We start from the raw sequence: 26,143 nt of genomic DNA, 5'->3' as shown, positions 1-26,143 counted from the left end.
TCGTGGTTATACAAGGCTAGCCATCTTTAACGCTGTATAAGTGCATACTTAATGAGCGAACAACCGGTTTTTTTGTATAACAGCTGTTATTTAATGGTTAATGCCTTTACCTTCGCGCTGCTGGGCGGTATAACACACTAAACTCATGCAAAAACAATTTTCTATGTCTATTCAGTTGATTAAAAAAGCTGTAAAAGCCTTTTCGGCAAATAGTGAGCTCCAGCCAGATATTCTTTACATTGAAGGATATTTAATGGGGCTGGGTGTTGCGTTGCAGCCCCCTTTGCCAAGTGAATGGCTTGAGCACTTATTTGGTCACTACACGCTTGAGCACGCTGAGCAATTAGAAGCCGTGATGGATTTTCATACCCTGTGCTTTCGCAGAATAGCGCGAGATGAAAATACCTTACCTAAGCAATGCGTAGTATCTAAAACGGATCCCGAGGATAGTCTGGGCAACAGCAAACCCTTGCCACTGTATTGCATGGGCATGTTGCGTGCGCTTACCTGGATAAATACCGAGCATATTAATGCCGAGCAGCGTCAGCAGTTACAGTGGCTGAAAGAAATTCTACGTGGTTTTACCAGCTATGAGCAGGCCCGACGAGAATTTGATGACGACAGCGGGGATTTTACCAAAGTGCTGTTAAAGCAACGCCGTATGATCCCAACGTATGTTGCCAATACCGCTTACGCCATGCGTTTTGCGGATGATATGGTGGAAGTGTTGGGTGAATATGGTATTACCGATGAAGAAATGCTTGAGCAAGCCCACGAAGTGTTTAACGACATGCTGGAAGAAGTTTTAGATCGCGACGATGAGGATGCCATTGCGGAGTTCGACAGTCTGGTTAAGCGGTTTGAAGAGAACATGATCACCCCTGATTATAGAACAGAAAACATGGGGGTTTTCTGGAAAATGCATGAGACACGGCCCTATATGATGCTGCGTGCTAAGCGCGCACATTTGAACCTGTGTTATGGCAATCCTGATAAAGCGGCTGAAGAGCTTCAGGATCTGCTTAAGCTGAATCCCAATGACAACCAGGGCAACCGGTATTTATTACTGAATTGTTTTATTGTTATGCAGGACTGGGCACAGCTAAGAGATTGTTTGGGTCAGTTTAGCGAGTACTCAACATTTACTCAGGCAGCACACGCTCTGATGTTGTATGCCACAGAGGGAGATACCTCTCAAAGTCGCGAAGCCAAAAAGGCCCTAAAGGATCGTAACAGCCATTTTCAGATGATAGCGACCGGGCAGAAAAAGACGAAGCCTTGTTTTGATACTTACGCACCCGGTAGTGAAGAAGAGGTCGATTATTATCTTGAGGCGGGCGGTAAAAAAGCCTGGCTGAGCGTAGAGGGAAGCTTATTCTGGCTGCGGCAGAAGTAACCGTCTGATGTTCACTCCATTGATTACAGCGCTGGTCCATGTGTTTAAGCCACAGCCAAAGCGTTGGGCAGAGCAGCCTTTTGAGCATGTGGTGGTCACAGAGTTTTATAGTGCTCCTTGTGTAAAACGGCCTTTGGAGACAGGCGATCTCCTACTCACAATGCATGAAGAGGGTATCTTAACCATAGGCCATGTGCAAAAAGCACCGAATCATTGTTTGAGTAAGGCACGTAACTACGATTGGCGTGAAGATCCTATTAATCTGTCTTAGTTATTTTTGATTGGCATGGACAAGGTCCTGAGTGCGAGCACTGTCTAATCACAGAGAACTTCACTGCCCCGTTTATTCGCCAGCTTTCCCTAATTAACAGCTCACTACCATTCCATCGCTTTTGATAACCATCAGCGTATGACAACCTACTCATAATCAGCTGCTGAGCGGTCTGCAAGTGGTTCCCGTGTCGGAGCTCGGGGTGTCGATGGATCTGGTGATGAGATGACATCGGGAGGCGTTATTTTTGGCGTTAACTTGGTGGTAGAGCCATTCTTAGCCCCAGTACCTGATAATCTTAGTATTTGGCTTGAAGGGGGAGATGAGTGAATTTATGCTAGACTCAAATTTGGGTTGAGTTATCGAAAAGGTTCGATTGTTGTATGCGTGAGCGCTGTAAGTCTCTGACTGGTATAGCCATCATTTCATATCTGTTGCTGGTTAGTCATGCTGCATTTTCTACAGAGTTAGTGGTAGGGTTTGGCTTGAGTCGTCCACCCTATGTGGATGAACGCAGTGGCTCAGGTATCAGTGTTGAGCTATTTAAACAGGCAGCAGAGCCTCTGGGCTGGCAATATAAAACGTTATTTGTATCCATTAAGCGGATGCAGCGTTTACTCGAACAGGGTGACATAGATGTTGCAGTTGAAATGTCTCGCGCACAGCCTGGATTGTATTATTCCGTGCCTTTTATTTCTTACAGTAATTATGCTATTCACAGCCGCGATCCAGGATTCACTCTGACTTCAATGCAGGAGCTTGCCAGGCACAGTATTTGCGCGTGGCAAAATGCGTCGGAACACCTTGAACTCACTGAGATTGTGGCTGGCAAAGAGGATTACCTTGAGTATTCAAAGCAACGGGAGCAAGTGATTGAGTGGTTAAATGGCAAATGTGACGTGATCCTGATTGATGATACTTTACTGCGCTGGCATTTGTCTGAACTCAACCAGTCATCTTCGGTGCACATTAATAATCAGTGGGGGAAAGTGTTGTTACCCTTTGAGAATAATCCGCTCTGGTTTTATGTTGCGTTTACAGACAAACAGCTCAGAGACGAGTTTAATACCAGCCTCAAACAACTGGTTCAGACTGGTCGCTATCAGAAAATCAGAGAATACTGGGCGACCACGAAGAAAAACGAATAACACGGACTTAGCAGTCATAACTGCTACGCTATCAACCTTCTATCTTGATACTTCAGTCGCCAAGGAGGCGGACAATGAGAGACTGGAAATCGAACTTGGCACTTTCAGCGCTCGTTTTACTGGCGCTTTATCTTAATCGGGAAATAGTTGTTGAGCGTTTGGGGCTCGAACGGTTCATTGAACCGGATGCCTTAGAGCTGGAGCAACATAATACGGCCAGAGAGCAAAGCGCGAGCACCGCATCAGAGCAGATCGTTGAGCGGGAGGCGGACCATAACATATGTGGTGCGCCAATACAGTATCGTTGTAACAGCGCGTCGCAGGGTAAAGTGAAAATACAAAGTGCTAATGGCATCTATACCTGGCAGGATGATCGGGGTATTACGCACTTCAGTGACAGGCCTGCGAAACAAGGGGCGAGTGAATACCAGTTTAAATCGAACCATGCACTGGACTATTTTGACCTGGAACTGGATTATGGTGTCCTCGGGCAGGCGTTTCGCAACCGTCTGGAAGCCAGGTTAAACGCCGTCTTTCGTACTTATACGGGGATCATTGGCCTTGAAGCAATGCGCAAGGTGAAGCTGCGTATTGTGATTGCCAATAATCGCCGTGCTTATAAAAAAATGTTGGATGTTCTGGGCTCCAGTGCGGCAGGAAATCAGGGGATTTACAAAACCGCCCATAATATTGCCGTAGTTGAATTTCGTAGTGAGTCACAAGCCATGCGCACAGCCATTCATGAAGCGGTTCATGCAATTAATCAGGCTGTGCTTGGCAATACACCTCGCTGGTTTAACGAAGGCACTGCTGAATATTTTGAATATATCGAAACTTCTATGAATCTTAGCCAGTTAAAACCTAATGGAGCCTGGGTACGTAATGATTATTTGGTGGGAGGCTTGCTGCATCCAAATAGTCTGTTTGAAGCTGCTGGTTCATGGCAAGGTAAAGCGCAGAGCGTGATGTACAGAAGTAGCTGGGCATTTGTTTATTATCTGATGAGTTCTCAGCGCGGTCGCTCTCAGCTCAAACATTATATGCGTCTTGAGCAGGAAGACCCATGTGATCTGCTTGGGTTGACTCAGATCCAGTTTATTTTTGAAACCCGTGAAGGTCAGTTTGCTAACAGTTATGCTCAGGTAACGCAGCAAAAGTTAACTGCACATCGTTTTTAGCACTGCAGCTTTAAAGTGCGTATGCGAACAAGGGTCGGGTGGCATCGATTAGGTGTTAATCGGGTATTTGAAGCATGGTGCCGGGGAGGCTGGAGAGGTTCTCAGGAGTCCTTTGCAAGGACTGGATGGTTGAAGTGAGCAGGCAAGCGGGCTCTGAGATTAGCGAGTGACACTTTTGTCCTCTGTATTGTTCACGCCATTCCAAGTTGGGGCATTGTAGCTGGACCTTCGGGTATCACTTTTTGCTGTTTTATTCTACTTGAGCAAAATAAACTGCGTTAGGCATTGAAGGTTGTAACTTTGTTACCTGCCAGGCAGAACGTCAGAGCAACTCACTTCTAATTATTCGGGCGATGGAGGTCAGATCGGTCTGGCGTTGCATGGCCTCACTTTTGCTGATCCCTTTAATTGCCTCATAATCATCCAGAAAAAATGCACTATCGTATTTACTGGAACGACTACATTTGACATAAACCAGCACATAACAATATTGAAATATTTGGTCTAATGAACGAAAAAAGTCGATATCACTGGCGCTAATGTTTGGCTTTACCGTTTCGTTAAGGCGATTGAGATAAACATGCTTGATATATACTGAGCGGCCATTGCGAGAGTACTTGGCAATATCATGAACACCCTGATTAAACACGGTTTTAATTGTTACATCGCTCAATGGGACTAAGTTTGAAGTAAACATATCCGTGCCGGATTTATGAGCAGATGTAGCCCACGACTTAAATTGTTCAAACATGTCTTGGCTCCTTCAAGTTTTATTATTCAATAAGTTATCTGTACAAGCTGCAATTTCCTTTGGCCTTACCTTCATTCAGGTAAGTGCATGCACCTGTTGTTTTCATGTTAAATAATAGCTCAGGTTAATATTAATGTGTTCATTATTTTTAACTTATTTAACGGTAAAATTACTACCCATTTGGGTAGGGAAGCGAAGTGCGTAGTTCAGGTTAGCAAATTGTTTATTTTTTCTTGGCGGATTTCTGGTCAGTTGAGCGACGTTGTCAGGGAGTGAATCTAGCGGTTTTGGTCTGAACTTGTTATCCAGGCGCTCTGAAAAAGCGGCAACGTTTTTATTGTGCTGGAGTTTTGCATACAGGCAAAGAAACGGACTTATCTATGCAAGTTATTGTATATATTATGAATTTCATTATGACCTCCGCGCCTTATGGCACTTTATATGTTGGTGTAACTGCACACCTTAAACAACGAGTTTGGCAGCACAAAAGTAGGGTTGATCAAGGGTACTTCACAGCCAGGTATTAGATCTTCAATCTTGTGTATTTTGAAACTTGCGAGTGTATCTCTTCTGCAATTAGACGTGAAAAGTTGCTCAAACGTTGGCGCTGGAGCTGGAAGGTAGACCTGATAGAAAGAACCAACCGGGACTGGCGAGATTTATACTCATCTATCTAGTTGTAATGAGAAGTGTACTTTTTGGGCGTTTATTTTTGCATGAAGCTGATGCAGCCACTTTCTACTTTATCCTGCTCAGTTTTAGCTGTGTGTTTATAACTCGGGCTCGTTCTAATTTATTGACCGAGCCCTTTTCTCCGTCATCCCGTGCTCGACACGGGATCTACTCACCCACGATATCAATGGTTTGTTTTACACGGTTTGCCTTTAGTTTCGGGATGTTACTTCGGAAGTTGAGTGGTGCTTGAGTAGTTCCCGGCTCGAAGGCCGGAATGACGGCAGGGTTTGGTTTTGTTGAAACATAAAGCAAATGAAATACGTAGGTCGGCGTTGTTTGATTATAAACACCTCAGTGTTGAAGGGGCTGGAGCAAAAAACGCGTATCTCACTTTGTTTGCTATTCATCAAAGCAGTGTGATTTGGAGAATTGTTTCTGTGGTCAAAATTTATCAGTGCCCTAGAATTGGTTTATTCATCAGGTGTTGAATTAATCGCCTTCTTTATGTTCGATTTCAGGATATGAGCAGGCGCAGACAGGAGCAATATGAAAACCAGAGGTCGTCCCGATAAAAACGATGAAGATGGCAGAGCACGTCTGGTGCTGGCTGCCAGGCGCTGTTTTACCACAGCACCTTATTCGCAGGTTACCACGCGTATGCTGGCACAAGAGGCTGGTGTGGATGCGGCGCTGATCCGTTACTACTTCGAAAATAAAGAAGGCCTGTATAAGGCGATGTTTATGGAAGTCACTGGTGAAGTGATTGCCGGTATTGAGCAGGCCATTGACCAGGACAGAGCATTCGATGTGGAAGATGTCTTTCACATCTTTTATGACGTGATTAAACAGTCTCCATCATTTCCAATTTTGATGTTCAAAGAAATCGTGCTGGAGCAGGGAATTTGCCGCGAGTATCTGATAGACACGCTACAAAACAGTCGCAAGCCTTTTTTCTTTAGCATGCTGGCTCAGTTTAAGCAGCAGGGGCTGATAAAAGAAGAGCTGGACGACAGGTTACTCATTTTAAACCTCATGGGTTTGTTGATTTTTCCCTGGTATATGCGTGAAGGCATGGCCAAAGCCATGGGCATAGAGTTTGACGATGAACAACTGGCAAAAATGGCAACCCATAATGCCAACATGTTTAAGTACGGGTGTTTTAAAGAGCGAGAAAAACATGAAGATTAACTGGCAACAAAGGCGCTGGTTGCTGATATTACCAGCTCTGGGCATTTTGATTTTAATCGCCCTGGCATCGGGCAAAAAATCACCTCAAAAACACAGCAATGGCACAGATGCTTTATTGGTTGAGACCGCAGAGGTTAAAAATACCCCAATTGAACCCTATGTGACGGGGTTTGGGCGAGTGCGTCCTAAAGAGCGCTGGCAGGCGCTGTCGGAGGTCAGTGGCCGGGTTATTTATCGACATCCTAAATTGGAGAAGGGCAAGGCGCTTAAAGCCGGCACTGTGTTGCTAAAAATTGACCCGATAGACTATGAGCTTAAGCTGGCACAGGCCCGCTCCGATTTAAATTCAGCCAGGGCCGAATTGTCCCGTACCCAGCTTAATGATGAAAAGCTCGTTTTATCACTGCGTCTGGAAGAGCAGCGCCTGAGCGTGTTACAAAAAGAGCTCAAGCGCAAGCAAGGCCTGCTTAAATCTGGTTCAGTGTCAGTCTCTACGGTTGATGCCGAGCAGGCGAATGTCTGGGCTCAGGAACAAAAAGTGCTTGATGTTCGCAATGCCGTTGATCAGCATCCTGACAACATGGCGGTGGCAGAGGCAAAAGTGAAGCTGGCACAGGCCAGATTGAGTGAGGCAGAGCGAAAACTGGCAAAAACCACCATTATTTTACCTTTTGACGCGCGTATCGCTGAAGAAACGGTGGAAATGCAACAGGTGGTGGCCGAGCGTGAGAGCCTGGTGACAGCACACCGGACTGATCTGATGGAAATTCCCGTCCAGGTTGCACTGAGTGATATGCGTCACTTTGGCCAGTATCTGTCACCTCAGTTAATTGAAGGTGAATTCCCGGATGTACAAACCTGGGACCTGAACGCTGAGGCCAGCTTATACATTGGTAACAAGCAGTTTAGCTGGCAAGGCAAACTCACCAGCGTCGGTGAAAGTATCGACCCACAGGGAAATACGGTCACTCTTATTGTTGATGTTGCGTTTGACTACAAAGCGTTTGAGCCGGGTAAACGACCGCCTTTGATCAGCGATATGTATGTACAGGTAAAAGTAAAAGGTGCTGCGCGACCTTTATTGTCGGTACCATCTGATGCGCTGCACGGTAGCAGGCTTTATCTGCTGGAAAACGGTAAACTGGTGATCCGCCATGTTGAAGTCGCATTTGAATCCAATGGCCGTACTGTGATCCGAAGCGGTGTCAGCGAAGGTGATGTAGTGGTGCTGAGTGATGTGATCCCGGCGGTCCCTGGCCGTGCACTGCGTACTCAAGCACAGGCGGATCAGGAGCAGGCGTTATGATTGCTTATTTTGCCCGCCACCCGACCGCGGCCAATCTGCTGATGCTGGCCATCATTGTGCTTGGGCTGAGTGCGCTTCCCCAGCTAAAACGAGAAACCTTTCCTGAAATTGCGCCCAGCCAGATTCAGGTCAGTGTGCCGTATCCGGGTGCTAACCCGGAAGAGTCTGAACTTGCTTTATGTGTGCCCCTGGAAGAGGCTATGGATGGGCTGAGCGACATAGAACAGATCAGCTGTGAAGCGCGCGAAAGCATGGCCAAAATGGTTGTCGAGATGCAAGAAGGTGGCGACATCACCCGGCTGATGTCAGACGTAAAAACTGAGGTCGATGCCATAGATACTTTTCCGGACAAGGCCGAAAGCCCGGTTATCAAAGAGCTTGGCCGAACTGAATCGCTCATTACCTTAGCCATCAGTGCGGACCTGCCGGCAGCAGAGCTTAAAGACTACGCTGAGTCAGTAAAGCGCAAACTCCAGAGATTGCCCGATATTTCTCTGGTTGAGATCCATGGATTTTCAGATCGTCAGCTGAGAGTTGAATTGTCTTTGTCGCTGTTACGCCAGTACGGACTATCTATAAACGATGTGGTTAGTCATATAGAGCGACAAAACATCAAACTGCCCGCTGGTAATTTAGAGACCAAAGGTAAAACGCTGCAAATTCGCTTTGATCAGCAAGGCGTGACCGCCAAAGAGTTGGGTGAATTGGTGATCGCCAGTACTCAGTCAGGCGGTCAGCTTAAGCTTAAAGACCTGGGGCAAGTTATAGAGCGCTTTGAACTGGACGAGGCGAAAGTTGAGTTCAATGGCAAACCCGCAGCGTTGCTTAAAATCAAGAAAACCAAAGCGCAGGATGCACTCGATTTGGTGGAGCAGGTTTATCAGTTTGTTGAACGGGAACGACAGCAAATTCCGGCTGGGATCGAAATGGCACTGACCTCAGATCAGGCCAAAATTGTCTCGGACCGGTTAGCCATGCTCAGTACCAATTCATGGCAGGGCTTTTTACTGGTGTTTGCCGTGATGTGGCTGTTCTTTACCTGGCGCTATTCATTCTGGGTGTCGATGGGGCTGCCTATTTCTTTTCTCGGCGCATTTTGGTTGATGACAGTGCTCGGGGTCAGCATCAATATGATCTCTATGGTTGGTATGTTGATGGCCATCGGAATACTGATGGATGATGCGATCGTGATTGCTGAAAGCATTGCCAGTCATGTAGAACGAGGCGAAGACATTGATGAGGGCGTTATTAAAGGCGTTAAGCAGGTCGCGCCCGGCGTATTGTCTTCCTTTTTAACCACGGCTTCCGTATTCGTCGGGCTGGCATTTATTGCGGGTGATATTGGCCAGATCATGAAAGTGTTTCCACAGATGTTGCTGGCGGTATTGGTTGTGAGCCTGGTTGAGGCTTTCCTTATTCTGCCTAATCACTTGTTGCATTCTTTACACAACAAGCAGGATGAAACGGCATCAGGATTCAAAATGCGCTTCAATCAACGCTTTGAGCGTTTTCGCACTGAGGTGCTGGTGGAATGGGTTGAGCGTGCCGTAACTTATCGCTATGCCGCGGTCGGTGCGGTGCTGGCTGTGTTTTTTCTGAGCATTTCATTGATGGCGGGTGGGTTTTTGAAGTTTAAGGCATTTCCTGAGTTGGAGGGAGACATTCTTGAAATGCGACTGCTGATGCCCCAGGGCACGCCACTGTATGAAACGGAGCTGCTGGTTACCCGTGCAGTGAATGAGCTGAACGATTTAAACCAGGAGTATACACCTGCGCAGCCACACCAGCAGGCGTTGGTCCAAAACGTCATTGTTGAGTACAACAGTAACCAGGATGCCGGTGAAGAGGGAACACATGTTGCTACCGTGCGTGCTGATTTGCTTACGGCCGAAACCCGAAGTACCAGCCTGCTTGAGTTACAGGACCGCTGGCGCGATGCGGTTGGCGAGATCCCCGGCGCGTTGGCACTGGCATTTAAGCAGCCAGCTGTGGGCCCAGCCGGGCGCGCGATAGAAATCCGATTATATGGTGATGATCTTGCTATGTTATCGAGCGCGTCATTTGCTATTGTGCAGGCACTGGCCGAATATGACGGTGTGCAGAACCTGATGGATGACCTGCGTCCGGGCAAAGAAGAGTGGATGGTACGCCTTTTGCCCGGAGCAATGTCGCTGGGCGTGGACGGCGCAACCATAGCTAATCAGCTCAGAACCGCTTTTTTTGGTCAAAAAGCCGATGAGTTTCAGCGCGGCGATGAAACCATCGAGCTGGACGTACGACTCAGAAAAGAAGATAAATCGTCCTGGTGGCAGTTACAGAATTACCCCATCACCCTCGCTGACGGCAGACAACTGCCATTATCGGCCGTCGCGGAGCTTATTCCGGCGCGAGGCTATGCCCGCATTAATCGGGTAGATGGTCAGCGGTCAGTCACCATTATTGGTGATGTGGATGCTGCGATTGCCAATACCGGAGAGATCATTGCGGCAGTCGACAAAGCTGTGGTTGCCCCTTTACTGATTGAATATCCCTCATTATCTGTGAGTTACGAAGGCGAAGTGAAAGAGGGTGGCAGCACAGGGTCGTCAATTGGTAAAAAGTTTCTGATGGGGCTGGTGGGGGTTTTTATTATTCTGAGTTTTCAGTTCAGAAGTTATATGGAGCCTGTGATGGTTATGCTGGCGATCCCCCTGGCGCTGATCGGGGCACTCTGGGGACATGTATTGCTGGGATATGACTTTACCATTCCAAGTATGATGGGGTTTGTCTCGTTGGCCGGTATTGTGGTGAATGACTCCATCTTGCTGGTGACTTATATCAAGGAACATCAAAAGCAGGGGCTGGATGCGCATCAGGCTGCGGTGCAGGCGGCGAGGGAACGTTTTCGGGCGGTGTTTATTACCACAGCGACGACCGTTGCGGGTATGTTACCATTGCTGCTTGAAACCAGCTTGCAGGCTCAGATCTTACAGCCTCTGGTGGTGAGTTTGCTGTTTGGTATTGCAGCGTCGTCTTTTCTGGTGTTGTTTATCTTACCGTGTCTGTATGTGATCCTCGAAGACAGAGGTCTGGCGGCACAACATCACCTGACTGAGTCACAGGCTAAGGCTTAGGCTCACCAGACGCCCCCGAAATGATGATTTTGGGGCGTCTGGCAGTAGAGTTTCCTCATGTGGCTGATAGACAGAACCTGTCAGCCATCTTTTCATTTCGGATCTTTAATACAGGTAACTCTCTTCCTCCGCCATTCAGTGCGCTATACGGGATCGTATGCCAGTGTGAAAAGCAGCCCCTATTTCGGCATGGTGCTGGTTAAGTATTGCCCTCTTTCAAAAGTTTATATCAAAGTATTGACCTAAAGTTATGTTGAGGTTTTATTCTCGGTTTTCTTTCAGCGCGATATCGCGTTGTGACGACCAAAAAGGAGAGAACATGAATTTAAATCAGGTAACGATGAGCGTCCATAATATGCAGCAGGCCGTCGAGTTTTATCTTAAACTGGGCTTTACCCAAATAGTCGATACGCCCCACTATGCTCGTTTTGTTTGCCCCGAAGGAGAGGCGACTTTCTCACTGTCTCTGTGTGAGGACGATATTCTTCACAATACTACGATTTATTTTGAGCACGAAGCGCTTGAGGATTGGATTGCGATGATAGAATCCCGCGGCATCAGTTTATTACAAGCACCAACCGACGAGCCTTACCTATGGCGTGAAGCCATAGTGGCTGATCCGTCCGGTAACAAAATCAAATTATACTGGGCTGGTGAGAATCGACTTAACCCGCCCTGGCGGGTTGAAAAGCGTTATGTGGGTGAGTAACACAAGTCGCCGTGTCTTGCTTGTGTAAAAGCAAAAAATGTTTTTTACTGGCGGTTCAATATCGCCGTAAACAGGAAGAACAACAATGATAGATTTCAGGTCCGATACCGTTACCAAACCGTGTAAATCCATGCTTCAGGCTATGGTTGAGGCAGAAGTAGGCGATGATGTTTACGGGGATGACCCTACGGTTAACTATTTGGAACAGTTTGCGGCGCAGCGTCATGGGTTTGAGGCGGCGGTGTTTGTCAGCTCAGGCACTCAGGCTAATTTACTGGCGATACTGGCGCATTGTGAGCGCGGAGATGAGTATTTATGCGGGCAAAGCGCACATAACTATCGGTATGAAGCTGGTGGCGCGGCAGTGCTGGGCTCGGTTCAGCCGCAGCCTGTGGAGAATGAACCCGACGGCAGCCTGGATTTGCAAAAGCTGGCCACTTATATCAAGCCCGATGACTTTCACTTTGCCCGCACCAGGCTGTTGAGCCTGGAAAATACCATTGGCGGCAAGGTGCTAAGTTTGGACTATTTAGCTCAGGCTCGTGAATTTTGCGATCAGCACAGTTTGCAGCTACATCTTGATGGTGCCCGGGTCTATAACGCGGCAGTCGCACTGGAAGTCGATATTCGGGCTATTGCAGCGCATTTTGATTCTATGACAATTTGCTTGTCTAAAGGTTTGGGCGCGCCCATTGGTTCTTTGCTTTTGGGCAGCAAGGCACTGATTAACAAGGCAAGACGGCTGAGAAAAATGCTCGGTGGCGGCATGCGTCAGGCAGGGATTCTGGCGGCTGCTGGCCAGTATGCACTGGAAAACAACGTCGAGCGCTTGCGTGAAGATCATGACAATGCGCGCTATCTTGCACAGCGTCTTAATGAAGTGAACGGATTTGATGCGTCTGCTTACCCGGTTCAAACTAACCTGGTGTATGTGGATGTTGGCAGAGAGGTTGATATTCAGCTGATGGCCAAGAACTTGCTCGAACAGGGGATCCAGATCACACCTGGCTATCAGGGAATGAGACTGGTCACTCACCTGGGGGTCAGCCGCTCAGATATCGATACGCTGATAAACGCGCTTAAAGCACAGTAATTATTAATATAATTAATATATTTGTTTCAATTTGTTGACATACTCAGGTTTGCTGTGTTCATAATTGAGTTTTCTCTATATAAGGAACATTGTAATGAAACTGAAATTAAGCAAAAGAAAACTCAAAGGCCTGACGGCAGATACCAAGGCGTTACCAGGAGCAATGACGCCGAAGGTTGCCGGCGGCTGGTGGTATACGCAAAATGCGATTCAGTGCTTACCCGAGCTAACCGATGTGCAAAAGGGCTGTCCGACTTACGATTTCTAACGGCCTGAGTGACTTCGACATTCGGAAAATCAGCAAAGCCAGGTTTTATTCTGGCTTTGCTATAAGGCCAGCTTACGCCTTATTTTGAGAGCGAGAGTCCTTCAAATAAGTACAGGCGATTACCATCCACTTGTGTTTTGCCAGCATCCAGGTATTTCTGCTCAAGCATGCCATTAGTGGACCAGGTGGCAAAGTCGTCATCGTTCAGTACACCCAGTCTGGAGTTATCAATTAACCACATACCTTCAAGCTTATCGTGTGGATAGCTAACCTGTTCAACCAGATCGAGCACCAGAGATTTGCTCACAGGCACAATCCCTGCGTCGTTTAAAGCTTCCCAGCCTTGTTCCAGGACGACCTCTTCCAGGGTCTTGCCGTTCATCACTAACCCGAGCTGTTCATCCTGCATCATCTGTGGTGAGGAGACGATTTCTTCCAGATTAGTGGCATCGTTCAGGTTGATTTTATAAATGCGCTTCATCGCGTCTGGCGTCGTGTTATAAAATGCACCATCGCGTTCAATGACCAGAAACTCTGACGCTGACAGGGCGACGATCCCTGAATTTGAGTTCTGATTTCTTTCCTGCTTATATAAGTATTGTCCTACCGCTTTGGTTTCCAAATTAATCGTCACAATACGAACAATATCCAGGTCTTTCACGGCTTTTGACGGGTTATATAAAGTCGATTGCATCATACCGATCAGGTTTTTTTCGTCCGGTGTAATGGCCAGGCCTTCCATGCCCCGGTTTGCACGTCGATTAGCAAACTCAGCAGGCAAGTGCAGTGTTACACGGTCATCTTCTGCGAATGCATTGATACGGGATAGTTCAACACCGTTGGCATCGTAATGAACGATATGTGGGCCATATTCATCACTGATCCAGAAACTGCCATCCTTTAGGGCAACAAGACCTTCGCCATCCAGCCCATAGTCGTCAAGTTTGAGCGGGTTATTCTGTGCATCATAAGGTTGTGTGTTATCAACCAAAATGGGTGCGCCGTCTGCATCGTAAGGGGTTTCACCCGTCCCGCCGAGATCTGAACTGTTTGGCAGGCCAGTGATTGGCGTGCCATCGGGACGTTTGAGCAAGATCTCTTTTAGTTTAATTATCTGGCCATTATTTTGTAGCTCAAATAAGCCGATACGGGGCGTGTAGTCTGGGGTCGGAAACTTTTTACCTTTGCCGTAGTCACCTGTGTAGGTGGCATTGGGGCCACGATCGGTCAGTGCATAGAATTGGGTATTATTGGTGGGGTGAGCAACCATGTCTGAACCATATCCACCGTTGCGTACTTCAAAGGTACTGCCTGCAATATCACCATTTTGCAGGTCGCTGCGCATTGCTGTATAAGGCAGTGGCGACCCCAGATTTGTCATCGGGGAGGGTTGGCATACATAGTTGGTTTGGCTGATCTCAGACTCGCTCAGCGCGCCATCACTATCCTTATCGATACCTGATTGCAGCGCAACGCCACCAAAATAGCAGTGTTCATTGCCCATCGTTAAGCTTGCCTGGTTCACCAGGCTGATCAGCCCGTCAGCACCATCTGAGCCTTTGTCGCCTGTTTGCCCGGCGTTGCCGTTTAGACCATCTGTGCCATTGGTTCCTGCCTGGCCGTCTTTCCCGTCATCGCCATCACAGGCTGTCAGAGCGAATACCACAGATAATGCCAGCAGACTTTTTGTACCACATTTCATTGTTTGATCCTTTCTAATTATTGTGGCCAGAGCACGCAAAGGAAGGGCAGCGGGTTCTGGCTGATTAAGCATGAAAACTGCGAGGACTAATCTAAACGGGTACAATAACGAAATGATGACACCGTCTGTTGGTTGCTGTCGTCTGCCTGAATAGGCTATTTAAGGTAATAAAAAAGCTGCAATTTATCCGCTATTTGTGAGAGTCTGAGGTAACAAGTATGAGAATAACAGGACAGACAAAATGAAGACAATCGGCCTGATAGGTGGCATGAGTTGGGAGTCAACTGTGAGCTATTACTCCTTATTGAATGAAGGAGTCAAAGCTCAGCTGGGAGGATTGCACTCTGCGAAAATCGTTTTGGTTAGTGTTGATTTTGCTGAGGTTGAAGCGCAGCAGCACAGAGGGGATTGGCAAGCTGCTGCCGACTTGCTGGCAACTGCAGCGCAATCTGTTGAAGCGGCGGGCGCGGAGTTTGTGCTGATCTGCACTAATACCATGCATAAAGTGGCAGACGAAGTACAACAGGCCATCAGTATTCCACTTTTGCACATTGCGGATGCGACTGGTCGGGTGCTGGTGCGGGATAAGGTTAAAAAAGTGGGGTTGCTCGGGACTCGATTTACGATGCAGGAAGCCTTTTACCGAACCCGTCTGGAGGAAAAGTTTGGCCTTGAAGTGTGTGTACCCAACGAGCCTGATCAGCAAAAGGTACATGATGTGATTTATCAGGAGTTATGCCTGGGTAAAGTACTGGATAAATCTCGTGAAGATTATTTACGGATCATTGCTTCATTGAAGGCGTCAGGGGCCGAGGCGGTGATACTGGGGTGCACCGAAATAACTTTACTCATTCGTGACTCAGATACGGACATACCGGTTTATGATACGACTCGCATCCATGTACAGTCCGCTTTGGAAGCGTCGTTAGAATAACGCTGGGAGCCATGTCGCGTAACTAAGCGTAATTGCTATTTTTACCATATTGAGCCAAGCTAACTTGTTGGTTATTAATATAGAAAGAGTTTGGTTATGCTATCAATAGAAAAGGAAAAGCTGAGCTTTTACGAGCAAAATGGGTTTGTGCGCTTTGAACAGGCATTGTCGCAAGATTTGTTAGCGCGTCTGAGAGATTTATCGGTCAGGTTGGAAGATTCGGCAAAGGCTGACCTGGCAAAAGGCGCGCTGCGCAATCAGTATTTTTTATCAACGGAGTCGGACGAACCTAAGCTGTTTCGCTACAATGATCTGCTGTTTGACGACCCTGAACTGGTACTGGAACTGCTTGCCAGCCCAACAATGATGGCCATCTGCGAAAAGATGGTGGGGTTAGGCTGTGTGCCTATGCAGCTTGATTTGGTTTACAAGTATCCGCATCCACATCCCCATATTGCCTGGCATCATGGCGCGCCACACCCGCGTAACTACCCTTATTTAAATGTAGGTGTGTATCTGGACGATGCCGATCTGGATGATGGCTGCTTAAGATATGTGCCTGATACTCAGCATAAGGTGTTAGATATTTATGAGTTGTCCAGTCAGCACGGCTGGGATATTCCGGGTGTTGTGCAGCAACCAGCCAAAGCGGGTGATATTTTGGTGCAGGATATGATGATATTGCACAGCTCTGAGCCAAAAAGAAGTGAAGGCCCGCGTCGCACAATTTACATTGAACTGCGGCCGGTTGATGGCATAGCCGAAAGTGCTATGCAAACAGCGCAATGGGCCGAACTCAGAAAACAATGGATGGCCCATGTGATCAAGGCGGCAGATCCTCAGGACGTGCCCGCAGGCTGGCTGGAATACTATGGTGAACCAGAGTATGACTTGTCAACTTTGGTCACTATGATTGAAGAGAAGCGCGAATCACCTATCCCCGCTGTCTGGTCGCATCGAAATGTTGAACACCCGGATTACCCCACACCGGCAGATTTACGCTAACACAACGCACTCGAAACTGACCACTGAGTAAGGTGGAAAGGGAACTATGTTTCCCTTTTCTTACTTTGCTGTTGCCTTTTTAGCTAACCCCAGCTGAACTTTGTTACCTCCGGCACCATGGTGTTTAGCCAGTTCATAAATGTTAAGCACTTGGTTCTTGTAAGACCGTTTTCTGTTGAATTTATATACTAATCAAACCGGGGTTGCTCATTTAACATTCTAGATTACTTAATTTTTATGAATTTTTTATGCTTTTATTAAAGATTTCATATTTCAATTATGTGACAATGCTGATGCAAAATTAGTTAAGGAGTAATTATGAAGTTAAAACATCTTGCCTGTGTTGTTGCAGTGGCAGCAAATACTCAAGTCAGCGCATTTACCCAGTTAGGCGGCAGCGGCGTTATGCCCATTGGTCACGAGTGGCTCACCAGAACCTCCGCCCTTGAGCTGTTGTCACAAGACACTAAGGTAGAAGATGCGAATGATCCCCGCCTGAGCTGGGGTCAGGGCCTCGCGAAATCAACGGAACTGAATATTGCTCAAACGGAAGTGGCTAAGATTCTCGCTAACCGTCGTAATGACAACACCTACTACTCTGAATATGATGCAATTTTCGCGGCCATTGTCGGTGAGCGCTGGGTTGATATCGCCGGTTTTAACGTCACCAATGCCAGCATAGATCCGACCGGCCCAAATTGTTTTAACGCCGTGGCTCAGGAGCCTGCCGACTTACAGCAGGATCACTTTATGCGTCGTTATGATGATGTAGGGGGCGCAGGTGGTGTGGATGCGGCTAAGCGCGGACAGGCACGTTTTATTGATCACTTTGTTAATGCTGCCATGGCGCAAAGTAAGCAGATCAAGGTGTGGGATGGTGGCGGTTACGCCAGTGCTGTCACCGTAGACCATAACTATTTCCTGTTTGGCCGTGCCGTGCATCTGTTCCAGGACTCATTCAGTCCGGAGCACACCGTACGCCTGCCTGAGGATAACTATGAAACAGTCTGGCAGGTAAAGGCTTATTTATGTTCTGAAGGTGCTGAGCAGCATACCCACGCAACGGGCGATGCAATTAGCTATGAAAGTGGCGATGTGATCTGGCATCCGGGCACACGCACAGATGGCAGCTGGGAGGGTTACCGTCCCAGCAACATGAAACCGGTTGCACTGGTGGCGCTGGAAGCGAGTAAAGATCTGTGGGCTGCGTTTATTCGCACTATGGCAACTCCGGTTGAGCAAAGAGAAAGCTATGCACGAGCACAGGCACAAATGCTGGTTAACGCCTGGCTATCTTTCGATGAAACGGCCATGCGTCAATGGTATGACGATGAAAGCCGCCGTGATCACACGTATGTGTTGGCACCTGGTGAATCTGGCAAGGGCAAGAGTCTGGAGCAATGTATGGCCGAGCTGAATGTTGGCACGGTTAGTCAGCTAGAGCGTGTTGCTCAGTTAGACGAAGAGCGTCGTCAGTGTCTATATAATGTTGAAGCCGTCGAAGGTTACGAAGACCTAAACGATCCACTGATGGATATGCCGTATAACTGGAAATGGAAGTCACCATTTTGGAAAACTGCTCCTGATGGCTGGACAGCGCCAGATTTACCAGCAGATGCTGGCCAGGCGATGATCCTGAAAAGCGCCGAAACTGGGCTTGCTGTATCGAGTGAGTCAGGGTTAGAAAATAACGCAAGACTAAAAGCCAGTGGTGCACAACCTTTGGCATTTGTGGGTGTAACAGGTAAAGATCAGCAAGTGTATTTTCGAAGTCGATACAATGCTGAATTGTTCCTCAGCTACAGCGCTTCTTTCAGTGGTTACGTAAAATTGTGGGATTCTGCCGAGGATTCTGGGTTCTCGTTGATAGATCAGGGCGGTGTATGGAATCTCAAGAACACGCGCTGGGATCAGTACGTCTGGCTCGACACCAGCTCACAACAGTTACACCTGAATCGTTATGGCAAAGCGAATAATAATAACGCGAAATGGACGATTGAATACCAATAACGTCTGAGTGTGAGTGCCTGAAGGCCAGGCACTCTGACAGACGTTGATAACACCAAAGGTAGCTGGGTCGCGAGTCCTTTTGGCTTTCCCGTATTCAGCAACCTGCTTGCCTCTCGTTAAGGCTCAGCTTTTTCATTGATTGACATGGCAGCTTGTGCGCAAATATCGTCAATGATGTTATCCGTATAAATGATATTTGGGTAGAGCTTAGGGGTTGTATGTTGGGCTATGAGCGATGGCAGCTGTGCATTGGCTTTATTAGCGGCGCTGCGGATTGACTCTGCGTCACCGGAGAGCAGGCAGGCAACAACTTCTTCAGCGCCCTGTGTCAGCGTCCATGACAGTAAAAAGTACCCTGACTGGCTTCTGACAGATTCCATTTTGGCAAATTGATCGTTTACCATTTTGGTAAAATCACTGGTATCGGCATATTCGTTGTATACCTTGAAGTTCGCATAAGGATAGAAGCCTTTCCCCAGATAAGTTCCGAGGTCGACGTTATCTGGTTCAACGATCACGATGACTTTGGCTTTGCCATCTCCAATCATGCTATTTAATGTAGACTGACAGAAATTTTCATCCGGGCTGGTGATGTAAAGTGCCTGGAGTTGTGCCAACGCCTCAAATAAGCCATTCCACTGAGATTGCGTAAATGAAGGATAATTTTCATTACCACTGTCGGTGTCCATATCGTGAGACAGGTTTAAAATAACTAGCTCTGCATGTTGTTCCGTAAACGCGTTTATCTCGTTAACAATGTTCTCAATCGATTGCCCTCTGGATCCTTGCATTGAGTCACCATACAGGGGAATTGATATTTTTGAATAATGCCCGGTGTAATAGTCACCACTGCCAATGATAGGGCGAATGTCGAAGTATCTGGCACCAAGTGCCAATTGTTGACCCACGTTATAAGTTTGCGTCTGGGTATTACATTGATTAGAGCCAACTGTGCCATCCTGGATCAGGCTCATTCCAGAGTCATGTGAACCAGTAATACAAATGTCGACAAGCTTGCGATTGCCAATCAAGGGGAGGCTATTTTGCATCCAGTCGGACGCATTAAAATCGTTCATTGCATTTATTCCTTTATCTTTGCGTATTTATTGTATACGCATTTAAAATTAAGGTTGAACCACACCTTAGAGAGGTGGTGCTGTAGAAAATATGCAAGCAAAACCTCACTAACTAACTTGAGTGTGGTAATTTAATTTGGTGGATATGTTTATGTCTAAACCCTCCTTTGTATTTAGTTTGTTTTCTTGTTCCTAATTTTGCATTTGTCTCTGTATGAATACTTGTTCGCAGTATCAAGCTAAATCTAATCAACTTTAGGAGAAAATCCGGTGTTTTCCATTACACCTTATTACACCTGGTTTTACTTGAATGAGAACGTGCTTTTTTAACAAGTTGTGGAATGTTTTTTGTTTGTGGTCGTTGGTTGTTAAGTTATTGATAATAAATTGACTTCTCTCTTTTCTTGAGTGTTGGTGAAATATTTTTTAAGTTTTCTTTAATGTTTTTTGTTTTTTAACTGGCGAGTGTTAAATGAGAAGCTATATTAATTAACGCTAGGTTATTAACTAGCACCACTAAATCTAAGTTTAAATAAAGTTAATAAGGAATGTAATCATGAAAAAAGTAATCGAACTTCAGAAAATCAATGCAGATGCAGGTACTTGTCACCCTTCACAAATCAGTGTTTGGTAAGTTCTGCTATTAGATAAAAGCCAACCAAGTCTGAGCGCAGTTTCTAATGTATTACTTTGCTTTATAAGCTGCGTTTAATATTGGTTGCTTTGCTCTATTATGTACAGCAAGGCTTCTGAAGAAGCTTTGTTGTACGTCTGGTGTGGTTTGGTTTTTTAATTCCATAGCCATGGTATTTATTTTTATCGATTTTTTATTTAAGGAAGAATATGGGTGATGCAATAGATAAGCGGATATCTGTAAGCGACCTGCCGCACTTTTTATTTGGTCAATCAAAGTTCTTTACTAAGGTGCAGTCTTATGAAGTCAAAGATAAAAGTTACCTTAGTATCGCTGAAGGAATATTAGGAGATAGCTGGGAAATCAGGCGAAGAGAGGCCTGGTATGTTGCTAAACCTCATTCAGTTGAACTACCCAGGCACGGATTTAAGATCCATATTTCATTGATATCCAGCCTTACCCCAGAGGCACTCGAGAATATTCTTCCTGTTCTGGCCGAGTTTGGCGTGGCATTTAAATTTTTGGTTGATGCCCATGTCCAGGATTTCTTTAATTCACAAGCTTGTAATAAGGTGTCATCCGGTAAGTTTTTAACTGCCTATCCAGCCAGTCAAGTTGAGTTTGAAGCCGTTATAGAGGCGCTTTTCACTGTGACGGAAGCGTACTATGGACCTTATATCTTAAGCGATCGTGCCTATAAAGAGAGCCGCTGTGTGTTCTATCGCTATGGCACCTTTACTGGTAATAAAGAATGCGATGTGACTGGTGCTTCGAAACCTGTTGTCATTAATGAGTTGACAGGAGAGACTGATCTTCGTTTACCTTATTTCCGTCTGCCCGAAGGGATAACGGATCCATTTCCTTGTCCTGATGATGAATCAGAATCTGAGTTGCTTAATCAACGCTATGAAGTCGTCGATGCGTTAGCGAGTCACTCCAGCAAAGGTGGGGTATATCTTGCCAGGGACAAAAAGTCTGGTTTGACAGTCGTTATAAAAGAGGCGCGTCCTCATATTAATCGCAGCCTATTAAATGAGCACGACGCAATTTCCGGCTTGAACCACGAAGCCCATATTTTGCGACGACTTGAACACACAGGTGTGACGCCTAAAGTCGTCGAGGTGTTCAAAGAGTGGCAGCATCAGTTTTTAGTGCTGGAACATATCCCCTTTGAAACCCTCAATTATAGAGATTGGGAAAATCACAACATTTTGATAAATGATCAAGGTGAGCAGGCGCTACAGCTCTGCCAGCGCTATTTCTTATTATTAGCTAATATTATCAAAGCGGTTGAGCTGGTTCACCAGACAGGCGTTATCATTGGTGATATTGCGCCGCAAAATATCCTGATACACCCAGAGACGTTAGAGGTTAAGTTGATTGACCTGGAGGGGGCATATGATCAACTTAACGAACAATTTTACGCCAGGATAACCAGTCGTGGTTTTTCCGAATACGATAAAAACAAACGCAGAAAACCCACCGTGGATGAGGACTGGCAAGCTGTGAGTGCATTGTGTGTTCATTTGTTGCATCCGGTGTGTCCACTTTTTGCCTTAAACCCGGCGATCAAGAACACATATTTAAGCGCGTTGGTTAAAAGCCATGGTTTACCTGAGTGCATGTCAGAGGTTGCTATGCTGCTACAGGCTGCGCAAGTTGACAAAGTGAAACAAGTGATACCCACTGCGTTGGGGCAATTAACGGTGCCAGCCGCTCAGACAGGCTTATTTGAACGAAAAAGTCTGAATCTGGATGAGGGCGAGTGTAAGCAATTATTGAAAAAGATGGCCGATGGCCTGGCCCATTTTATAGATAACCCAGTTGGAGAAAGCACTTTTCCTGTCGACTATCGGGCCTTGAACAGCCACCCCTATAGCGTATCTTATGGCCAGTTTGGGATTTTTTACTATCTCAGAAAGTACACAAATATCGTAGCCGAACCTTTAATGCAAAAAGCCATTGTTGAGCTCATGGCTCTGAATATGGCAAACATGCCTCGGGGCTTATACTCGGGTCTGTCTGGCATTGCCTGGGTGATGTATGAGTGCGGGTATCAGTCAGATGCGACCTTTTTAATGAAGCAGGTACTGAAAAACGACCTGCGTCATGATGCCTGTGATTTGTTTTACGGTGCGGCTGGTTGGGGATTAGCGTGCTTACAATTTTACAGCAAAACTCAACAGCCCGAGTTTTTGCAGGGTGCAAAAGAGGCTGCAGAGATAATCACCAATCAGCTAAACGAGCATCAGGGCACCTTGTATTACAAAAATCTGGACGGTCAGCCATATTCCGGTCTGCTCCATGGTAATGCCGGTATAGCACTGTTCTTTTTACGCTTGTACCAGGTTACGCAAAATCAGGAAGACTTACGCCTCGCTACACGTTGTCTGCAGTTTGAAATTGACAGAGGAGAGCGAATTAATAACGAACTGGTCTGGCGCAAAAACTACAATGAAAAAACCACTTATCCATACTTGCAGTTTGGCTCGGTTGGTGTGGGTTGTGTGTTGTTACGTTTTTACAGTGTAACTCGGGAGGTAAAATACCTCGCGCTTGCACAAGAGATTGCACAGGCAACCCAAGGCAAGTTTTGTATCTATCCAGGCGCTTTTGTTGGCATGAGCGGCATAGGTACATTCTTTCTGGATTTATATCGGGTAACCAAAGATGCGCAGTATCTCAGGGAGGCGAACTCAATTGCTTACAGAGTGAGTTTGTATCAGTGTGCAGCAGGAGAAGGGGTTGCGTTCCCGGGTGATAAACTGGCCGGACTCACCACAGATTATGCAACCGGAACGGTTGGCGTCGGCTTTTTCTTGTCTCGTTTACTGAATGATGGACAAGGAAGAGAGCTATTTCTTGACCCCGACTTTTCAGGTCTGGAGACCTGCGAACAGGCAGCAAAAGCGCAACTGGACTCGATGGAATGATGCTTAATAATTTTATTAATGTCAGTCAGCAGGGTGGCTCGTCAGAGTTTGAACATATGGTGAGTGCATTGGATAGTGCATTTGATTTTACGCATACTGAAGCGTCTCAGGACTTTACCGGAGGGGCATTTGTCCAACTGTATGACTTGACAAAGGGCTTTTATCAAACGCATTTTCAGCATATTTATCAGCACTATGTCCCATTGTACTTTTCTCTTTGGAAACTGAGAGTCAAAGATACGATAGGGCTGGAGAATATGCATCAGGATGGTGGTATTCATTACTTCGCGAGCAATGGGTATCAATCGAGAATGATCACGCTCTGGACTGCACTGCACAAAGATCCTATGCCGAGTTTATCAGCAAGTGATTTGGGTTTATTTGTGGTTGATAGTGAAAACCCGAGCCACTTTACACTCTATGAGCGACTGGCACAGACTAACACGCATTATTATCGCAGTGCTCCCGGTCTGTTGCGGGATATCAGGCAGATTGGCAATTCATCGGTTTGTTATGATGAACACACACTTGAGCGGCAAGTGTACGATTATGTGAATGGGACAACAATACAGTTTAATAGTCATCTGTTGCATGGGACGAATAGCATTGCTGAGCAGGCACATCTAAGTCGCAAAGAATATGACTGTTTCAGAGCCGCTTTGACCAGTGTCTGGATCCATCGGGATGATTTTAATCATGCGATTTTGAATATGCATCTGGAGGACTATGCGCAATTATACCTTGCCGGAATTGAGCCACAGGGCTGGGCTAAAATTAAGTGTCAACAGGCGCACTTATGCAACAAGGAGATTGGACGCATAGAGACGATTACTCAGTTGGCTCGTCATCATCTGAGTAACCCGGCTTCCCTGGAGGCTGGCTTATGATCCCGCTGAGCGTTGATATCTCCGATGCATCTCACTTTCATGAAAACACCACTTTAACTGGCTTATCTTGCTCATATGATGGTCGTTACTTTTTGCTGAGTTCAGATCAATCTGGTTGTGCGAATGTATATCGGGTCGCCACTGAGGCCAACAGAATTGAGCAACTAACCCACTTCGCGACTCAACCGACGTTTGCCATTAGTTATTTCCCCAGGGACAGCCGATTTTTATACCGCCAGGATCAGTGTGGAGATGAACTTGATCATATTTGGGTCCATGAACCAGACGGGCAGCGTCGGGATTTAACACCCGGTGACGGTCTTAAAGCCAGCTTTTTACAGTGGAATGACAGCGGTGAGCAATTTTGGCTGTTGCACAACCAGCGAGACGCCAGTGTTTATGATGTCTACTGCTATTGTGCGGCTGATTATACAAACCAGCGTGTCTTTACCAATTGTGATCAGGTTAACGTCTGTGATATCAGCCGGGATGGGGTGTGGCTGGCGTGTGAAAAAGAATTAAACAGCAGAGCAAATCAGTTAGTGTTTTATCGCTTAGACACATCGAAAGGTAAGCGCTATGAATACCAACCCGGTTATTGGGTGGGTAAAAACGATATGCAGGCGCGACACATGATAATGAGCTTTGCCCCGGATAGCCAAAGTGTGTTCTATACAAGCGATCTAGATTGTGAACATAAGAATGTGTGGGTGTTAGATTTGGTGACGGGAAAAACCGCCGAATTGCTACGGCTTGGCTGGGATGTGACCGCATTTTATTTTTCGCCCTCGGGACGTTATCAAATCTGTGAAGTGAACCGGGATGCTAAAACCTGCCTCCAGGTTACAGATACCAATACACAGAAGCCCTATTTTTTATCAAACGAGGAAGACGCCGCAACTGGGTTGTGTTTTTCGCCCGATGAAAGCCGGATTGGTTATTACACCGAGAGCTGTATTTGTCCTGCCAATTTGCATATTCACCACATTGGTGGGAGCAATAATCGGCTAATTCAGGCGCAAAACCCTAAGCTGCCTCAGCAACGTCTTGTGCGGGCTGAAGTCGTTCATTATCGCAGTTTTGATGGGCTATCTATTCCTGCGTTGTTGTATCGTCCCAGTGAAGCAAGTGCTGATAACCCTGTTGCGGCCATGCTCTGGATACACGGAGGACCCGGGGATCAGTCACAGCAAAAATTCGATCCTGTGATTCAACATTTGGTGAGTAATGGTTATGCGGTGTTGGCTGTGAATCATAGGGGGTCAACGGGCTATGGGAAAACCTTCTTCCATATGGCAGACAGGCAACACGGTGATGTTGATTTAGAAGATTGCCTTTATGCCAAACACTATCTTGGTGATCTTGACTGGGTGGATGGTCAGCGCATTGGCATTATGGGCTGCAGTTATGGCGGTTTTCTGGCTCTGGCGGCATTAACATTCAAGCCGGATATATTTGCACTGGCGATTAATATCTTTGGTGTGACAAATTGGTTGCGTACCTTAAATAGTATACCTCCCTGGATGGGGGGAGTCCGCAAACGAATTTATGATGTTATGGGAGATCCTACCCTGGAACATCAGCGCCTTAAGCAGGTGTCACCTTTGTTTCATGCTTCGCAAATTTGTCGTCCTCTGTTGGTAGTACAGGGAAAAAATGATCAAAGAGTATTACAGATTGAGAGTGATGAAATTGTGCAGGCTGTGAAGCGCAATGGTGTGCCAGTGGAGTATTTGTTGTTTGAAGATGAAGGGCACGGGTTTAATCGCAGAGCAAACCTCATTGCAGCATCCAATCACTATCTTAATTTTCTTAATCAGTATTTGTAGCGACGAATTCGCAGTCGTCGAGACGTGTATATACAAC

At 46.5% G+C, this 26,143-nt stretch carries 19 protein-coding genes; 16 read left to right on the top strand and 3 right to left on the bottom strand.

Annotated elements, in window-relative coordinates; all coding sequences use genetic code 11:
* Window positions 1-145 precede the first annotated feature (145 nt).
* The 4 genes from CWC22_RS20340 (at window position 146) to CWC22_RS20325 (ending at window position 3,993) form a co-directional block, all read left to right on the top strand.
* Window positions 146-1,396 carry a tetratricopeptide repeat protein gene (locus tag CWC22_RS20340; protein ID WP_138537974.1) on the top strand — a complete coding sequence of 417 codons (1,251 nt, stop codon included), beginning with the start codon at window positions 146-148 and terminating at the stop codon, window positions 1,394-1,396.
* Window positions 1,397-1,403: 7 nt separating this feature from the next.
* Complete coding sequence (locus CWC22_RS20335; protein WP_138537973.1) at window positions 1,404-1,667, top strand: hypothetical protein; 264 nt, start codon at window positions 1,404-1,406, stop codon at window positions 1,665-1,667.
* 383 nt (window positions 1,668-2,050) lie between these two features.
* Window positions 2,051-2,815 carry a substrate-binding periplasmic protein gene (locus tag CWC22_RS20330; protein ID WP_138537972.1) on the top strand — a complete coding sequence of 255 codons (765 nt, stop codon included), beginning with the start codon at window positions 2,051-2,053 and terminating at the stop codon, window positions 2,813-2,815.
* 74 nt (window positions 2,816-2,889) lie between these two features.
* Window positions 2,890-3,993, top strand: a complete 1,104-nt coding sequence (locus tag CWC22_RS20325) for a DUF4124 domain-containing protein (protein WP_138537971.1) — start codon at window positions 2,890-2,892, stop codon at window positions 3,991-3,993.
* A 322-nt stretch (window positions 3,994-4,315) separates the two neighbouring features.
* Here the strand turns inward: CWC22_RS20325 and CWC22_RS20320 are convergent, their stop codons facing one another.
* Entirely contained in the window at window positions 4,316-4,744 is a 429-nt protein-coding gene (locus CWC22_RS20320) for a hypothetical protein (protein WP_010380912.1), read from the bottom strand.
* A gap of 1,221 nt (window positions 4,745-5,965) precedes the next feature.
* Here CWC22_RS20320 and CWC22_RS20315 point away from each other — a divergent pair.
* The 6 genes from CWC22_RS20315 (at window position 5,966) to CWC22_RS20290 (ending at window position 13,096) form a co-directional block, all read left to right on the top strand.
* Window positions 5,966-6,607: a TetR/AcrR family transcriptional regulator gene (locus CWC22_RS20315; RefSeq protein WP_125557261.1), complete on the top strand. Its 642-nt coding sequence runs from the start codon at window positions 5,966-5,968 to the stop codon at window positions 6,605-6,607.
* Entirely contained in the window at window positions 6,597-7,913 is a 1,317-nt protein-coding gene (locus CWC22_RS20310) for an efflux RND transporter periplasmic adaptor subunit (RefSeq protein WP_125557258.1), read from the top strand. The genes CWC22_RS20315 and CWC22_RS20310 overlap by 11 nt, the downstream gene beginning before the upstream one ends.
* The gene (locus tag CWC22_RS20305) at window positions 7,910-11,026 is read left to right on the top strand and encodes an efflux RND transporter permease subunit (protein WP_138537970.1); all 3,117 of its coding nucleotides are present in this window, start codon (window positions 7,910-7,912) and stop codon (window positions 11,024-11,026) included. The genes CWC22_RS20310 and CWC22_RS20305 overlap by 4 nt, the downstream gene beginning before the upstream one ends.
* Window positions 11,027-11,345: 319 nt before the next feature.
* Entirely contained in the window at window positions 11,346-11,735 is a 390-nt protein-coding gene (locus tag CWC22_RS20300) for a VOC family protein (protein WP_138537969.1), read from the top strand.
* Between the two features lie 85 nt (window positions 11,736-11,820).
* On the top strand, window positions 11,821-12,828 hold the full coding sequence (ltaE, locus tag CWC22_RS20295; protein ID WP_138537968.1) for a low-specificity L-threonine aldolase: 1,008 nt from the start codon (window positions 11,821-11,823) through the stop codon (window positions 12,826-12,828).
* A gap of 94 nt (window positions 12,829-12,922) precedes the next feature.
* Window positions 12,923-13,096: a hypothetical protein gene (locus CWC22_RS20290; RefSeq protein ID WP_157576946.1), complete on the top strand. Its 174-nt coding sequence runs from the start codon at window positions 12,923-12,925 to the stop codon at window positions 13,094-13,096.
* A gap of 79 nt (window positions 13,097-13,175) precedes the next feature.
* On the opposite strand, the gene CWC22_RS20285 is transcribed toward CWC22_RS20290, so the two are convergent.
* On the bottom strand, window positions 13,176-14,798 hold the full coding sequence (locus CWC22_RS20285; protein WP_138537967.1) for an esterase-like activity of phytase family protein: 1,623 nt from the start codon (window positions 14,796-14,798) through the stop codon (window positions 13,176-13,178).
* A gap of 241 nt (window positions 14,799-15,039) precedes the next feature.
* Between CWC22_RS20285 and CWC22_RS20280 the strand changes: the two genes are divergently transcribed.
* From CWC22_RS20280 to CWC22_RS20270, 3 genes are all read left to right on the top strand, one after another.
* Window positions 15,040-15,732, top strand: a complete 693-nt coding sequence (locus CWC22_RS20280) for an aspartate/glutamate racemase family protein (protein WP_138537966.1) — start codon at window positions 15,040-15,042, stop codon at window positions 15,730-15,732.
* Window positions 15,733-15,828: 96 nt separating this feature from the next.
* Window positions 15,829-16,737 (top strand): phytanoyl-CoA dioxygenase family protein, encoded by a 909-nt coding sequence (locus CWC22_RS20275; RefSeq protein WP_138537965.1) that lies wholly within the window; start codon window positions 15,829-15,831, stop codon window positions 16,735-16,737.
* Between the two features lie 318 nt (window positions 16,738-17,055).
* Window positions 17,056-18,747, top strand: a complete 1,692-nt coding sequence (locus CWC22_RS20270) for a hemolysin D (protein WP_125557244.1) — start codon at window positions 17,056-17,058, stop codon at window positions 18,745-18,747.
* Window positions 18,748-18,863: 116 nt separating this feature from the next.
* On the opposite strand, the gene CWC22_RS20265 is transcribed toward CWC22_RS20270, so the two are convergent.
* Window positions 18,864-19,823 carry a hypothetical protein gene (locus CWC22_RS20265; RefSeq protein ID WP_125557243.1) on the bottom strand — a complete coding sequence of 320 codons (960 nt, stop codon included), beginning with the start codon at window positions 19,821-19,823 and terminating at the stop codon, window positions 18,864-18,866.
* Between the two features lie 843 nt (window positions 19,824-20,666).
* Between CWC22_RS20265 and lanKC the strand changes: the two genes are divergently transcribed.
* Genes lanKC through CWC22_RS20250 form a run of 3 tightly spaced genes read left to right on the top strand, consistent with a single transcriptional unit; the run spans window position 20,667 to window position 26,106 of the window.
* Window positions 20,667-23,390, top strand: coding sequence for a class III lanthionine synthetase LanKC (gene lanKC / locus CWC22_RS20260; protein ID WP_138537964.1), 2,724 nt, complete (start codon window positions 20,667-20,669; stop codon window positions 23,388-23,390).
* Window positions 23,387-24,277 carry a hypothetical protein gene (locus tag CWC22_RS20255; RefSeq protein ID WP_138537963.1) on the top strand — a complete coding sequence of 297 codons (891 nt, stop codon included), beginning with the start codon at window positions 23,387-23,389 and terminating at the stop codon, window positions 24,275-24,277. The genes lanKC and CWC22_RS20255 overlap by 4 nt, the downstream gene beginning before the upstream one ends.
* Window positions 24,274-26,106 carry an alpha/beta fold hydrolase gene (locus CWC22_RS20250; protein WP_138537962.1) on the top strand — a complete coding sequence of 611 codons (1,833 nt, stop codon included), beginning with the start codon at window positions 24,274-24,276 and terminating at the stop codon, window positions 26,104-26,106. The genes CWC22_RS20255 and CWC22_RS20250 overlap by 4 nt, the downstream gene beginning before the upstream one ends.
* Window positions 26,107-26,143 lie beyond the last annotated feature (37 nt).

It is taken from the genome of Pseudoalteromonas rubra (genome assembly GCF_005886805.2).
Taxonomy (GTDB): domain Bacteria; phylum Pseudomonadota; class Gammaproteobacteria; order Enterobacterales; family Alteromonadaceae; genus Pseudoalteromonas; species Pseudoalteromonas rubra_D.
Note: the sequence above shows the minus strand (reverse complement) of the source record. Positions and strands in the feature narration are given on the sequence as shown.

Coding starts and splice junctions, on each gene's coding strand:
- CWC22_RS20300 (WP_138537969.1), top strand. CDS start 11,346: ATGAATTTAAATCAGGTAACGATGAGCGTCCATAATATGCAGCAGGCC.
- CWC22_RS20335 (WP_138537973.1), top strand. CDS start 1,404: ATGTTCACTCCATTGATTACAGCGCTGGTCCATGTGTTTAAGCCACAG.
- CWC22_RS20270 (WP_125557244.1), top strand. CDS start 17,056: ATGAAGTTAAAACATCTTGCCTGTGTTGTTGCAGTGGCAGCAAATACT.
- CWC22_RS20255 (WP_138537963.1), top strand. CDS start 23,387: ATGATGCTTAATAATTTTATTAATGTCAGTCAGCAGGGTGGCTCGTCA.
- CWC22_RS20275 (WP_138537965.1), top strand. CDS start 15,829: ATGCTATCAATAGAAAAGGAAAAGCTGAGCTTTTACGAGCAAAATGGG.
- CWC22_RS20290 (WP_157576946.1), top strand. CDS start 12,923: ATGAAACTGAAATTAAGCAAAAGAAAACTCAAAGGCCTGACGGCAGAT.
- CWC22_RS20315 (WP_125557261.1), top strand. CDS start 5,966: ATGAAAACCAGAGGTCGTCCCGATAAAAACGATGAAGATGGCAGAGCA.
- CWC22_RS20305 (WP_138537970.1), top strand. CDS start 7,910: ATGATTGCTTATTTTGCCCGCCACCCGACCGCGGCCAATCTGCTGATG.
- CWC22_RS20250 (WP_138537962.1), top strand. CDS start 24,274: ATGATCCCGCTGAGCGTTGATATCTCCGATGCATCTCACTTTCATGAA.
- CWC22_RS20330 (WP_138537972.1), top strand. CDS start 2,051: ATGCGTGAGCGCTGTAAGTCTCTGACTGGTATAGCCATCATTTCATAT.
- CWC22_RS20280 (WP_138537966.1), top strand. CDS start 15,040: ATGAAGACAATCGGCCTGATAGGTGGCATGAGTTGGGAGTCAACTGTG.
- CWC22_RS20320 (WP_010380912.1), bottom strand. CDS start 4,744: ATGTTTGAACAATTTAAGTCGTGGGCTACATCTGCTCATAAATCCGGC.
- CWC22_RS20285 (WP_138537967.1), bottom strand. CDS start 14,798: ATGAAATGTGGTACAAAAAGTCTGCTGGCATTATCTGTGGTATTCGCT.
- CWC22_RS20310 (WP_125557258.1), top strand. CDS start 6,597: ATGAAGATTAACTGGCAACAAAGGCGCTGGTTGCTGATATTACCAGCT.
- CWC22_RS20325 (WP_138537971.1), top strand. CDS start 2,890: ATGAGAGACTGGAAATCGAACTTGGCACTTTCAGCGCTCGTTTTACTG.
- CWC22_RS20265 (WP_125557243.1), bottom strand. CDS start 19,823: ATGAACGATTTTAATGCGTCCGACTGGATGCAAAATAGCCTCCCCTTG.
- CWC22_RS20340 (WP_138537974.1), top strand. CDS start 146: ATGCAAAAACAATTTTCTATGTCTATTCAGTTGATTAAAAAAGCTGTA.
- lanKC (WP_138537964.1), top strand. CDS start 20,667: ATGGGTGATGCAATAGATAAGCGGATATCTGTAAGCGACCTGCCGCAC.
- ltaE (WP_138537968.1), top strand. CDS start 11,821: ATGATAGATTTCAGGTCCGATACCGTTACCAAACCGTGTAAATCCATG.